General features: G+C 47.6%; 13 protein-coding genes. All 13 read left to right on the plus strand.

Features of this window, described 5'->3' with window-relative positions:
* Nucleotides 1–4 precede the first annotated feature (4 nt).
* The 13 genes from argR (at nucleotide 5) to DWZ16_RS00800 (ending at nucleotide 13,607) form a co-directional block, all read left to right on the plus strand.
* On the plus strand, nucleotides 5–454 hold the full coding sequence (gene argR / locus DWZ16_RS00740) for an arginine repressor (RefSeq protein ID WP_022359930.1): 450 nt from the start codon (nucleotides 5–7) through the stop codon (nucleotides 452–454).
* Between the two features lie 59 nt (nucleotides 455–513).
* Nucleotides 514–2,181 carry a DNA repair protein RecN gene (gene recN, locus DWZ16_RS00745; RefSeq protein ID WP_107000289.1) on the plus strand — a complete coding sequence of 556 codons (1,668 nt, stop codon included), beginning with the start codon at nucleotides 514–516 and terminating at the stop codon, nucleotides 2,179–2,181.
* Between the two features lie 675 nt (nucleotides 2,182–2,856).
* Nucleotides 2,857–3,633: a hypothetical protein gene (locus DWZ16_RS00750; RefSeq protein ID WP_147353396.1), complete on the plus strand. Its 777-nt coding sequence runs from the start codon at nucleotides 2,857–2,859 to the stop codon at nucleotides 3,631–3,633.
* An 83-nt stretch (nucleotides 3,634–3,716) separates the two neighbouring features.
* The gene (locus DWZ16_RS00755; RefSeq protein ID WP_107000287.1) at nucleotides 3,717–4,493 is read left to right on the plus strand and encodes a CpsB/CapC family capsule biosynthesis tyrosine phosphatase; all 777 of its coding nucleotides are present in this window, start codon (nucleotides 3,717–3,719) and stop codon (nucleotides 4,491–4,493) included.
* Nucleotides 4,494–4,646: 153 nt separating this feature from the next.
* Nucleotides 4,647–5,435 (plus strand): YveK family protein, encoded by a 789-nt coding sequence (locus tag DWZ16_RS00760; protein ID WP_118522083.1) that lies wholly within the window; start codon nucleotides 4,647–4,649, stop codon nucleotides 5,433–5,435.
* A gap of 6 nt (nucleotides 5,436–5,441) precedes the next feature.
* A complete protein-coding gene (locus DWZ16_RS00765) occupies nucleotides 5,442–6,161 on the plus strand; it encodes a CpsD/CapB family tyrosine-protein kinase (protein ID WP_118522084.1) in 720 nt (239 codons plus the stop codon).
* Nucleotides 6,158–7,186 carry an LCP family protein gene (locus DWZ16_RS00770; protein WP_118522085.1) on the plus strand — a complete coding sequence of 343 codons (1,029 nt, stop codon included), beginning with the start codon at nucleotides 6,158–6,160 and terminating at the stop codon, nucleotides 7,184–7,186. The genes DWZ16_RS00765 and DWZ16_RS00770 overlap by 4 nt, the downstream gene beginning before the upstream one ends.
* Before the next feature lie 41 nt (nucleotides 7,187–7,227).
* Entirely contained in the window at nucleotides 7,228–7,866 is a 639-nt protein-coding gene (locus tag DWZ16_RS00775; protein ID WP_118522086.1) for a hypothetical protein, read from the plus strand.
* Nucleotides 7,867–8,178: 312 nt separating this feature from the next.
* The gene (locus DWZ16_RS00780; protein ID WP_118522087.1) at nucleotides 8,179–9,639 is read left to right on the plus strand and encodes a sugar transferase; all 1,461 of its coding nucleotides are present in this window, start codon (nucleotides 8,179–8,181) and stop codon (nucleotides 9,637–9,639) included.
* Between the two features lie 473 nt (nucleotides 9,640–10,112).
* Nucleotides 10,113–11,237 carry a glycosyltransferase family 4 protein gene (locus DWZ16_RS00785; RefSeq protein WP_118522088.1) on the plus strand — a complete coding sequence of 375 codons (1,125 nt, stop codon included), beginning with the start codon at nucleotides 10,113–10,115 and terminating at the stop codon, nucleotides 11,235–11,237.
* A 299-nt stretch (nucleotides 11,238–11,536) separates the two neighbouring features.
* On the plus strand, nucleotides 11,537–12,118 hold the full coding sequence (locus DWZ16_RS00790; protein WP_118522089.1) for an acyltransferase family protein: 582 nt from the start codon (nucleotides 11,537–11,539) through the stop codon (nucleotides 12,116–12,118).
* A complete protein-coding gene (locus DWZ16_RS00795; protein WP_243021880.1) occupies nucleotides 12,115–12,546 on the plus strand; it encodes a hypothetical protein in 432 nt (143 codons plus the stop codon). The genes DWZ16_RS00790 and DWZ16_RS00795 overlap by 4 nt, the downstream gene beginning before the upstream one ends.
* Before the next feature lie 11 nt (nucleotides 12,547–12,557).
* Nucleotides 12,558–13,607: an NAD-dependent epimerase/dehydratase family protein gene (locus DWZ16_RS00800; RefSeq protein WP_118522090.1), complete on the plus strand. Its 1,050-nt coding sequence runs from the start codon at nucleotides 12,558–12,560 to the stop codon at nucleotides 13,605–13,607.
* Nucleotides 13,608–13,621: the final 14 nt, after the last annotated feature.

The following is a 13,621-nucleotide window of genomic DNA, read 5'->3' on the forward strand; positions in this document are numbered from 1 at the left end:
AGCCATGAAAATGGAACGTCACAGCAAGATTGTGGAATTGATTGGAAAATATGAGATTGAAACGCAGGAAGAGCTGGCGGAATATCTGAATAAAGAGGGATACAATGTCACGCAGGCAACGGTTTCCAGGGACATCCGGGAGTTAAAGCTGTCTAAGATCCAGACAGAAAACGGCGGACAGAAATATGCGGTTTTCCATCCTCAGACGGCGTTCAATGATAAATATACCCGTATTCTGCACGATAGCTTCGTTTCCATGGATATGGCGCAGAACATCCTTGTCATCAAGACGGTGTCAGGCATGGCGATGGCAGTCGCGGCAGCGCTCGACGCCATCCATTTTTCAGAGATTGTCGGCTGCATCGCCGGGGACGATACGGTCATGTGTGCAGTCCGTACGGTGGACGATACGATCGTGCTGATGGACAAGATCCGCAAGCTGATTGCGGGATGAGGGAAGGTGGGTTCACGCATTTTTTGCGGGAACCGCTGATAAGGAGGAACGGAAAGCGGATGCTTTATCATTTACGAGTGAAAAATCTGGCTCTGATCGATTCGGCGGAGGTGGAGTTCGGGGACGGACTCAACATTCTGACCGGTGAGACGGGAGCCGGAAAATCGATCATCATCGGTTCGGTCCAGATCGCGCTGGGCGGAAAAGCACCGAAAGAGATGATCCGCCGGGGCTGCGACAGCGCCTACATTGAATTGGTTTTCTCCATCGATGATGAGAGAAAGCGCGAGCAGTTGAAGGAACATGATGTTTACCCTGATGAAGAGGGAATTTTAATCATTTCTAAGAAAATCACACCGACCCGGAGCATCAGCCGCATCAACGACGAGACGGTAACGGCGGCAAGGCTGCGGGAGATCACGGGTCTTCTGATCGATCTGCACGGACAGCATGAACACCAGTCGCTGGTGAATGCGTCAAAACATCTGGAAATCCTCGATGCGTATGGCGGGGAGAAACTTCTCCCATTCAAACAGAATACGGAAGCTGCCTATCGCTTGTATATGCAGTTAAAACAGAAATGTGCCGCATTTGCATCCGATCAGGAGACGAGACTGCGGGAGATGGATTTCTGCCGGTTTGAGATCGAGGAGATTGAAAATGCCGCGTTAAAGGATGGCGAAGAGGAAAAGGTGGCAGCCGATTTTAAGCGGTTTTCCAATGCCAGACGGATCGCTGAGAGTCTTTCACAGGCATATGACGCGGTGTCCGGCGATGCGATGTCGCGGGCGTTCCGTGAGATCGATGGTGCGATGGCATTTGACGAGGGATTGAAGGGGATCCGTGACGAGCTGTGCGATGTAGATTCCCTTCTTTCGGATCTTTCCAGGGAGATCGCCGGATATATGGACGATATGACCTTTGACGAAGCGGCATTTCAGGAGACACAGGAGCGGCTTGACCTGATCCGGAGCCTGGAAACCAAGTATGGGAAGACGATCCCGGAGGTACTTCAAGCGTTGGAAGAAAAGAAAGCGCGACTGCAGGAACTGGAGAATTACGATGAACTTCGGGAACGGGCGGAAAAAGAACTGGAACAGGCGGAAGCAGTACTGAAAGAACATTCCGAGGCATTGTCAGCAGCGCGTAAGCAGTTTGCCGGGGAGCTGGTGGAGAAGATCGCAGACGGGCTTCGGGAACTGAATTTCCTTGATGTGCAGTTTGAGATGGAGTTTAGGCGGCTGGATCATTTCACGGCGGGCGGTATCGACGAGCCGGAATTCCTGATTTCCACGAATCCGGGCGAACCGGTTCGGCCGCTCGGTATGGTGGCGTCCGGCGGTGAGCTGTCGCGTATCATGCTGGCAATCAAGACGGTGCTGGCGGAGACCGATCAGGTTCCAACGTTGATTTTTGATGAGATTGACACCGGTATCAGTGGGCGGACTGCACAGATGGTATCGGAGAAGCTGCGGATCCTCTCTAAATGCCGTCAGGTCATCTGCATCACGCACCTGCCGCAGATCGCGGCGATGGCGGACCAGCACTTCGAGATCCGCAAATCCGCGTCCGATGGACGGACGGCAACCTCCATCCGCGCCTTAGACCGCGAGGCGATGGTGGACGAGCTTGCGAGACTGCTGGGCGGCGCGGAGATCACCGAGACCGTGCGGCAGAATGCGGAGGAGATGAAGAAGCTGGCAAAGAAGCGGAAGCTGGAGGTGTGATTATAAATTAAATATAAGATTCGGATTCAGAAAAATGTCGCGTAAGGCGGCATTTTTTTGATCCCCAGATACCAATTAGGTCGAAGTTTGACCGTTTGCGTCGAAGTGGTTTTGGAATAGATGTATATATGATAAAGTTAAAATAGAAAGTTTTGGGGATAAAAATAAGAACGGCAGAAATCTTAACTGGAACAAAGACATTTCAAAAAGCAAAAACATGTATTTATAATACGGATGGAATGCCCGTTTATGTGGATATTCCGGCCGAATATGGAAAAACATGGTTGAAGGATCTGGTCACAGGAAATGCATCCTTTTTTGATTTTGTAGCAGTCAGAAGGTTGAACAAGATAAAAATAAAGAAAACCACACAAAATCAACTGTACAAAATATAAATGTGCTATAAAAATGTAATGAATCATTATTGCACAAAATACAAGGCATGATAGAAGCCTCCATTTTTCTGGGATTTTGTTTTATATTGTCAGAAAAACAGGACGACATAATATGTATTATGTGGCACATAAGGGGAATACAGAAATAAGCAGAGGTATTTCTTTTTCAAAAATGCTGGATTTTACTGAATTTTTCAAAATCCCTGCAACTCATAAGTTTATAAAATTATGCTGATATGCTTCTAAGGGATTGATTTTTTTGTCTTTAGATGGTAGTATCATGTTGATTATAAAAACAGGAGGAGACCGCGCACCACATAATACATATTATGTGGTACAGTGGGAGTATATGGGACGTGAAAACCTCGTTGGGATGAAGTTCGATCATCTTCTGGTTTTAAAAAGAGATGATACGAGGAAAAGCATACATTCCTACTGGCTTTGTCAATGCGACTGCGGAACTATATGTTCTGTAGCCGGGACGCATCTGAAGACAGGACACACCAAAAGTTGCGGCTGCTATCGAAAAAGAAAACAGGTACACGGCTGGCTGGATCTGACAGGCAAGCGCTATGGACGCCTACAGGTTCTTGGTCCGTGGGAGAAATATTCTCCTCTTTTAGAGGTGGTAAAAGAAGGCGGGGCTTCTGCAGAGGGAGGCAAACTGGCAGCCCAGGGAGACCTGTGGTTCTGCCAATGTGACTGTGGCAAGCTTTGTGTCTGTCAGAAAGAAAACCTGCACTTGGGAAAAACCAGAAGCTGTGGCTGCCTTAGGCAGGAACAGAGAAAAGTAAATATGCGCAAATCCATCCATTTTGCAGAAAATACCTGTCTGGAGCGGATCGCGAGCCGGAAAGAGGCAGTGAACAACACCAGTGGACACCGAGGTGTATACCGGAGAGAAAATGGAAAATGGCGTGCCAGCATCGGGTTCCAGGGAAAAGTTTATAACCTTGGGACATTTGTGGACTATGAGGATGCAGTAAAAGCCAGATTGGAAGCAGAGAAAAAGTATTATGACACATTTTTAGAGCAATATCAGAACAGGACGAAGTAGGTGGACAGCAAAAAACGATGGTGTAAGCTGTCTATTTCGCGTGTATTCAGACAGAAAAATGACTGACTAAGGAGAGAAGTGCAATGGCGCGCAAAACGCAGAGAAGACCGGACAAGATAGAGCTGGGTGTGGTGGATATCCATACACACGTGCTCCCGGGGATAGATGATGGGGCAGAGAAAATGGCACTCAGTTACCGGATGCTTCGGAGATCTTATAAGCAGGGCGTCCGGAAGGTGATAGCCACCCCACACTATGTAGCGTATCACTGGCGGACAAAACCGCAGCAGATACAAGAGCTTATGGAGAAGTTGGCGGCTCGTGTCCAGAAGGCGATGCCCGATCTTGAACTCTACCGGGGGCAGGAAATCCAATACTTCGAAGGCATGGTCGAGATGCTCCGGGAAGGAAAGCTTCTGACACTGGCGGGCAGCCGGTACGTGCTGACCGAGTTTCTGCCGACATCCTCCTGGAGCCAGATCGAGGGCGCTGTCCGGGAGCTGACGATGGCGGGCTATCTGCCTGTGCTGGCACATATCGAGCGGTACCAGTGTCTGCGGGAAAAAGGACGCCTGGAAGAGCTAATGAAGGAAGGCGCGTATCTCCAGATGAACTACGGAAGCCTCACGAAACTGAGCCATTTCTGGAAAATAAGGGAGCGCCTGGACCGGAGGTGGTGCCGCCGGACACTTCTAGCCGGTTACATCAGTTTCCTGGGAACCGACATGCATGGCAACCGCCACCGGGTTCCCAACAGTGCGAAAGCCATCGCATGGATCCGGAAAAAGGGAGGCAGTGAGCTTGCCAGACAGCTGTCGATCGAAAATCCGGAAAAGATCATACTGGATGAGAAATTGTAAAAGAATAGATGTTTGCGAAAAAATGCAAATGTTTTTCGAAATCACGTGGTTACAGAACATTGACAAATTCCGTTACCGAGCATGTATGCGTGAACCGTAACATTGTAACAATGTCTGACAGATAAAAACAATACGAAAAGGGAAAAGGAAGGTATGGAAAAGAGAAAAAATCAAGGACAAGAATGGGAAGACGAGGAAGTAATCGATCTGGGTGAAATCTTTTATGCATTACTCCGGAAACTCTGGGTCATCATTGCAGTGGCGGTGCTCGGAGCCGGAATCGGCGGAGCATACAGCTATTTTCTGCTCACACCGCAGTACAGCTCAACGGCGAAGATTTATGTACTGACGAAAGAGACAACGCTGACCTCGTTAGCCGATCTGCAGATCGGCACGCAGCTGACACAGGATTACAAGACGATCATCACCGGTCGTTCCGTTATGGAAGAGGTGGTTGATAAGCTTCATCTGGATATGGATTATAAAGAACTGGTCAGAAAAATTAAGGTGGAGAACCCGTCGGATACTCGTATTTTAAACATTTCTGCACTGGATCCGGATGCGGAGATGGCAAAAAAAATTGTCGATATGACCGCAAAGGTGGCATCCGACTATGTCGGCGAGATCATGGAAATGACGCCGCCGAAACTCATCGAGAGCGGTGAGGTGGCAAACCAGAAAACCAGCCCGAGCAATACGAAAAACGCGCTGATCGGCGCACTGATTGCCGCAGTGATCGTGTGCGGATACATTACACTGACGGTTATCCTGAATGATACCATCCGTTCGGAAGAAGATGTGGAGAAATATCTGGAACTGCCGGTACTGGCAGCGATCCCAGAGAGCAAGATCCACGGACGGGGCGAGAAGAAGGTAAAACGTACCTCTGGTATCTGGGATATCATCAATCCATTTGCCGGAAAAGATAAGAAGGAAAGGTAGGAGACCATGGCAATTCAGAACGGATTCATCCAGATCATACAGGATGAGAAAAGAGATTATCAGTATGAGGAAGCAATGAAGACACTCCGTACCAACATCCAGTTTTCCGGAAATGGGCTCAAGGTCATCATGCTGACCAGCGCAATGCCGGATGAAGGAAAGAGTGAGACCTCCTTCCAGCTTGCGATCTCGATGGCACAGACAGAGGGACGCGTGTTATTTATCGATGCGGATATCCGTAAATCCGTGCTGGTATCCCGTTTCGGGGGCGGACAGCAGATTTACGGACTGACACAGTACCTGACCGGGCAGCGGCCTTTAGGGGAGGTTCTGTATCACACGAACCTGCCGAACCTGGATATCATTTTTTCCGGTCCGATGGCACCGAACCCGGCAGAGCTTCTGAGCGAGGATGCATTTAGTAAGCTGATTGCGTGGGCGAGAAATGAGTACGACACGATCATCATCGATACGCCGCCGCTCGGAAGTGTCATTGACGGTGCGATCATCGCACAGCGCTGCGACGGCGCGATCCTGCTAGTTGAGAGCGGTGCACTCAGCTATCGTCTGGTGCAGAAAGCCAAAAGACAGCTGGAGCGGACCGGCTGCCGGATCCTCGGCGCGGTGCTGAACCGCGTGGACATGGCTGGCAGCGGCTACTATCACAGATACTATGGTAAATATTCGAAATATACAAAATATTATGAAAACGAGCCAGCCAAATGAAAAAACAAAAAATGATTCGGTGGCTCGCCTGGGCGGTGGCAGGAATCGCCTGTGTGGCGGGCGGCATTCATGTTAACCAGAAATATCAAGAAAGAGAAGCGGCAATCCGTGCGATTGAAGCCCGTGCTCAGGCAAAAAGCCAGGAGGAAGAAGACCTTGCAAATGGAATTTTGACCTGGAATGGCAAGAAATACCGCCGCAACACGGCGATTCGGGCGATTCTCTGCATAGGTGTCGATACCAAGGGGGAGATGGAAGCCCAGAACGTCGCTGGAAAAGGCGGAGACGCCGATGCACTCTTTTTAGTGGCGCAGGACGCTGCCAAGGATGAGGCACAGATTGTGTTAATTCCGAGAAATACGATGACAGAGATCGAGGTTTTTGACTATTTCGGAAACCCAATCGGAACCGAGACGAAGCAGCTGACACTTGCCTATGCGTTCGGGGACGGACGCGAAAAAAGCTGTGAGCTGACAGTGGGAGCACTTTCTAAGCTACTATTTGGACTTCAGATAGACGGATACTTTGCCGTCAATATGGACTCCATCCCCTATTTTAATGACGCGGTCGGCGGCGTACCCATCACGGTTGAAGATGAGATGATCGCAGAGAAATATCCGGACGATTTCAAGATGGGAGAAACCGTCACCCTGACCGGTGACCTGACGGAGAAATACGTCCGGTTCCGCGATATCAACGAAGATGGTTCTGCTACGGTGCGCCTGCACCGCCAGAAGGGGTATCTGAAATCCTTTATTCAGAGAGCCAAAGAAAGCCAGACAGCGGATAAAACAACGATTACGCGCCTGGTAGATGGCATCCAGGAAAAGGCGATCACCAATATGGCAAAAGACCAGTACATGGACATGGGACTTGCAATGTTAAACAGCCCGAAAACCATGGAGGACGGCGATTTTATCGAGCTGTCGGGAGAGATTTATCAGGGTAAATTCGAAGAATTTTATCCGGATATGGATGAGTTAAAAGAGATTGTTATCAATCTTTTTTATAAAGAAAAAGCTTAAAAGGCACAGGCTTAAAAAGCTGGAAAGGAAAGGGAAGTACAATGAAAAAGAAGTACGCAGCACTTCTGGTAGCAGCCGCTATCATGGCAGTGCCGGGCACTCTGGCCATGGCTGCCGGAAGCCCGAATACAAACGCGACGGTTAGTCACGGAGGAGGACATAGCTCAAGCGCGTCTTCCAAGTCTGCAGGTCTGAATGTGAATGCAGGAACCATCACAAACAAGACCACCACAGGTATCAAGAACAACGGACAGAATGGTTCCAACGGAATCACTGTTTCCCAGGGAACTTCTGGAAGCAACAATGCAGTTGGATTTGCATCCGATCAGCAGATCAAAGACGGCAACAGCTGGGCAGTTGCTGAGAAAGTATTTGAGATCAATGCAGGTATCCCACTGTATCGTGTAACCGGTGATCCGGCTCTGGTTGGATACTCTCCGCTGATGCCGGCACAGCAGCTGCAGGCAACTGATGCAAACGGCGCTGTAACGAAAGAAGCAGTGATTGTCAACATTTCAGTTGCAGCCCTGGGCAACGTTCAGAACATCCAGCTGTATTTCTACAATGAGACAACCCATGCATGGGAACTGGCAGCTGTAAACAGTGTTGATTATGCGACCAACACAATCAACGTTACTATGCCGGGCAACGCCATATTTACACTGGTTCATAAGAACTAATCTGTAGATAGGCGGAAAGCGGCAGGAACCTGTTTGGGAAAGCCTGCTGCTTCCCTAAAACAATAAAAATAATTTCTAAATTTCTAACTTTGAGTGGGACAGACCATTACAAGACCAATACAGATAAATGGTCGTGACCCGTCAATGTCAAATAAGAAAGTCAGATTCGTTAGATTATCGGAACGAAAACGAACTGGCGGAATATACCCGAAAACAAAATATCGTTGATTTTGCCGGAAACGGATAAGGGATTTATCTGGAATATAGGTTTCATCCAGAGAACAGGGCAAAAATTGACAAGGGGGAAGAAGTATGTACAAAAGAAATTCGGGCGGCTGGATGAAACACGTTGATTTTATCATCCTGGATATACTCTGCCTGCAGGCAGCACTGACGCTTGCATATGCGTGCAGTGGGTATGGATGGGATATATACACACCGATCTTATATCGGAATGTGGCTATGTTTCTGGGACTGGCAGATCTGATGCTGCTCATATGCCGGGAAACGATGAAAGGCGTTATACGGAGAGGACATTTCCGGGAATTTACCATGACGGTAAAGCAGGCAGTTTTTATAGAAGGAATTGCACTTTTATATCTGTTCCTTTTACAGGAAGGGCAGAACTATTCGAGGCCGGTATTGCTTCTGATGCCGGTATGCTACAGCGTTGTGGCATATGCAGTCCGGGAGCTCTGGAAATGGCACCTACAGAAGAAAAAGACGAGCGACGAGGGAAAAAGCGCCCTTCTGATTGCAGCGAGTGAAGATGTCGTCGAGCGCGTCGTCAAAACAATTAAAGAAAATAACTATGCACAATATATGGTTGCAGGTGTTTCTCTCATCGGAGGTGGAAAATATTCCGTCGGAGAGAAAATAGATGGAGTTCCGGTCGTGGCAGAGGAAGCGGGTATTCCGCACTATGTCTGTCAGGACTGGATCGATGAAGTCCTGGTGGTCACCTCAGACGAGGTGCCGTATCCGGGAAAGCTTTTAAGCCAGCTGATGGAAACCGGCGTGACGGTGCACCTGGGTCTGGCAAAGGTAATGAGTGAGCCGGGGAAAAAACAGTTTGTCGAAAAGATAGGACCGTACACGGTGCTGACAACCAGCATCAACTATGCGTCCTCCTTCCAGCTTTTCTTAAAGCGCGTAATGGATATCATGGGCGGTCTGGTCGGCTGCACAATTACAGTACTATTGCTTCCGTTTGTCGGCACAGCAATCTACCTGGCGTCCCCGGGACCGATCTTCTTCGCCCAGGAGCGTGTTGGTAAAAACGGAAAACGGTTCAAGATGTATAAATTCAGAAGCATGTACATGGATGCCGAGGCACGAAAAGCAGAGCTGATGAAAGATAACCGACTTGGCGATGGAAAGATGTTCAAACTTGATTTCGATCCGCGTGTTATCGGAAACAAGATCCTGCCGGATGGAAGCCACAAGACCGGAATCGGCGATTTCATCCGCCGTACCAGTTTAGATGAATTTCCGCAGTTTTTCAATGTGCTGAAAGGTGATATGTCGATCGTCGGCACGCGCCCGCCGTTGATTTCGGAAACCAATCTTTATGAGCTGCATCATAAAGCCCGGCTGGCGATCAAGCCGGGGATTACCGGGATGTGGCAGGTAAGCGGTCGGAGTGACATTACTGATTTTGAAGAGGTTGTAAGGCTTGACCGAGAGTATATCAGTAACTGGAATATCGGGATGGATATCAAGATACTGGTGAAGACGGTGATGGTGGTTTTGAAGGAGGATGGATCGATGTAATGACCGGTAGAAGAAGAGTCCGGAGACGGATTGGATGTTTGGATAATAAATGTCTACTCAACAAAATCAGTTGAGGTCTGATGGTCTATGGTGGAGTTGAATATGGACAACCAGAGAAAAGCCTGATTTCATGCGGGTTTGCGCGGCTTGACCTTTTCACCTCAACTTGTTTCTGCTTGTCATGGTGCGTTATGACCTGCGTGTTTTCGGGAGTTAATGGCTTCTGGTTGCGCTCTATACTTAACCCACCACAGCGAAAGCTGATAGAGCAGAAAACAGAATGAGGAGGTACGAGGACAAGCCTGCGTATAGATTGTTGCTGCAATCTGTATACAGGCTTGTTGTTGTGCTATGAAGTAGGAAAGGTGAATAGTGAAAGACGAGCATGACAATTTAAGAAAAAGAACTGCTGGGATTGGTGTATAAGCCTAGGACAAGAATAGAAACTATGGAATGACGGTTGGAGAGAAGTAATGGAAGAAAAAATCAGACTTGCGGTTTTCGGACAGAAACGTCTTTCGCGTGAAGGCGGGATAGAGATTGTTGTAAAGGAGTTATGCACCCGAATGGCACAGAATGGTTGTGATGTGACTTGCTACAATAGAGCAGGCCATCATGTAAGCGGTGCAGAGTATGACAAAACAATTGAATATGATGGTATCCGTCAAAAGGTTGTTCCGACCATTGAGAAGAAGGGACTTGCAGCGGTAAGCTCTTCCTTTTTTGCAGCACTTTGTAGTGCATTTGGAAGATACGATGTGGTGCATATCCATGCAGAAGGCCCTGCCTTTTTCTGTTGGATACCAAAACTTTTTGGCAAGCGTGTAATCAGCACTATTCACGGTTTGGACTGGGCCCGCGAGAAGTGGCGCGGAAGCGTTGCATCCAAGTTCATTCGTGGCGGCGAAAAAAACGCCGTGAAATATGCGGACGAAATCATCGTTCTAAGCAAAGGCGTTCAGAAGTACTTCATGGATACGTACGGGAGGGAGACGCATTTTATCCCTAATGGTGTCAATCGGCCAGAGGTTCGGGAGGCAAAGTTAATCACTGATAATTTTGGACTGAAAAAAGACTCATACATATTGTTCCTCGGTCGTCTGGTACCGGAAAAGGGCATTCGATATCTGGTTGAGGCCTTCAAGAATGTCAAGACGGATAAAAAGCTGGTCATCGCAGGCGGCTCCAGCGATACGGATTCCTTTATGGAGGAATTGAAAGACCTGGCAAAGGGCGACGATCGGATTCTCTTTACCGGGTTTGTACAGGGAGCAATGCTGGATGAACTATACAGCAATGCTTACATTTACACGCTGCCGTCCGATCTGGAAGGAATGCCATTAAGTCTGCTGGAGGCAATGAGCTACGGCAATTGCTGTCTGGTATCCGATATTCCAGAATGCGCAGAGGTTGTGGAAGATAAGGCATTGATTTTCAAAAAGTCAGATGTAGAGGACTTGCGAGAAAAACTGCAAGAGGCCTGTGACCATCCAGAAATGGTTATTAAAATGAAGAATCAGGCAGCTGACTTTATCTGCGAGAAATACAACTGGGATGAAGTTGTAAAGGAAACGATAAAACTGTACAGGAGAAAATAATAGATGAGAGTATTGATAATAAATAATCTCCTCTAACCGAACGCAGGTAGTGAGATGTACATAGTAAAAATGCCGGAAAAATGGCGTATTTACGGCACTTTTCGAGAGATGAGTAGAGCTGCGAGAGCAGTTTTTATCTCGCCACCTAGGTTCAGCAACAGCAGATGATTTTATCATAAGAACTTTCAGTATCACTACCTGCGTTTGTATGGAGCACTCTGGTTTATGAACAATACATTGGAAGTGCTTCATCTGAACAGGGGTAGTGAAATAAAGTAGAGCACATAAGGAAAAATAACATGAGTAAACAAATTGCAGCAAGAACAAGAGAAAAATGGGTAGATGATGTAAAAGTAATCGCCTGTATATTGGTTGTGGTGGGGCATTTCTTCCAAAGTATGGTGAAGGCAAGTATCCTGCCAGATAGTGGTTTATATGAGTGGTTTATTACTACAGTTTATTATTTCCATGTGCCGCTGTTCTTTATCTGTAGCGGATACCTTTATCAGAAGTACAGCAAGGTAACCAGTGTGGGAAGTTGGCGCAGAAATGTGGCGAAAAAGGTGTTGGCACTCGGCATACCCTATGTGACCTTTTCTACAGCTACTTGGGTATTGAAAAAGGCATTTTCGAGCAGTGTTAACAATCAAATTGGTGGATTGGGAGACACCCTGCTATTTAATCCTGCTTCGCCATACTGGTATCTGTACGCATTGTTCTTTATTTTCCTTCTTACACCAACTTTTAAGAGCGTAAAGATGGCTGTAGGAGGCTTAATTGTAGCAATAGCTATGAAAACCATTGCATTGAGTGGGGGGGGGACGGCGTTTACGCAGTATCAACAGTTCTCTCAAACGAAATTTGGTTTGTGCTCGGTATGAGCATTTGTGTATTTAATGTGCAGCTGAAGGGCAGAAAAGTACAAGGAACGATATGCGGATTGCTATTTATGATTTTGAGTGTGGTGGTGTATAAGGCAGAAATTAGTGGTGGTGTGATTCCTTTCGCAATGGGATTGCTGGCTTGTGTGGCCGTTATCCTGATGGTAGCGGGGGGTGAAAGAAGGTTTGGCAGAGGCATGGATTTTCTTGCAAAATACACAATGCCGATTTTTCTGATGCATACGTTGTTTGCGGCACCACTGAGATCAGTTTTACTGAAGTTGGGTATCGGAAGTTCTGTGATTCATGTGGTGTTGGGACTAGGAATTAGCTTTATAGGTCCAATCATTGCAGCTTGGATTATGAAGAAAACGAAGTGGTTAGAGTTCTTCCTGTATCCGAATAAATTTGTGAAGATAAGAAATTGAGGAGTAAAAATATGAGCACAGTAACTTTAGATAAAAAAACAATTTTAGTCACAGGCGCGGCGGGCTTTATAGGCTCCAACCTTGTGAAGAGAATTTACCAGGAGGCTCCTTCTGCTACGGTTATTGGCATCGACAATATGAATGCCTACTATGATGTGGCACTGAAAGAATTCCGCCTGAATGAGCTGGCCAAGTATCCCACATTCACTTTTGTAAAAGGCAACATCGCTGATAAGGCACTGATCACCGAGCTGTTCGAGAAGTACAAGCCGTCTGTGGTCGTCAACCTTGCAGCACAGGCTGGTGTGCGCTACTCCATCACCAACCCGGATGCTTATGTGGAATCCAACTTGGTCGGATTCTTTAATATCCTCGAAGCCTGCCGTCATTGTGAGAGTCTGGAGCATTTGGTTTATGCTTCTTCCTCCTCCGTCTACGGTTCTAATAAAAAGGTTCCGTACAGCACAGATGATAAGGTGGATAATCCTGTTTCCCTTTATGCAGCCACCAAGAAATCTAATGAGTTGATGGCACACGCATACTCCAAGCTCTACAACATTCCTTCCACTGGCCTGAGATTCTTTACGGTGTATGGCCCTGCAGGTCGCCCGGACATGGCTTACTTCGGATTCACCAATAAGCTGGTGAAGAGCGAAACCATCAAAATCTTCAACTATGGCAACTGCAAGCGTGATTTTACTTATGTGGATGACATCGTTGAGGGCGTTGTTCGTGTGATGAAGAAAGCACCAGACAAGAAGAATGGTGAGGATGGTCTTCCGATTCCGCCGTATGCAGTTTACAACATCGGCAATCAGAATCCGGAGAACCTGCTGGACTTTGTGCAGATTCTGAGCGAGGAGCTTGTTCGTGCAAAGGTGCTGCCGGGAGATTACGATTTCGAGGCTCATAAAGAGCTGGTCCCGATGCAGCCGGGTGATGTGCCTGTGACTTATGCAGATACGAGCGCACTGGAGCGCGACTTCGGGTACAAGCCGAGCACAAGTCTGCGGACTGGATTAAGAAAGTTCGCTGAGTGGTACGCTGAGTTTTATAAATAAAAGAATTAGAGGGA

The organism is Clostridium sp. AF29-8BH (assembly GCF_003478145.1).
Classification (GTDB): Bacteria; Bacillota; Clostridia; order Lachnospirales; family Lachnospiraceae; genus Otoolea; species Otoolea fessa.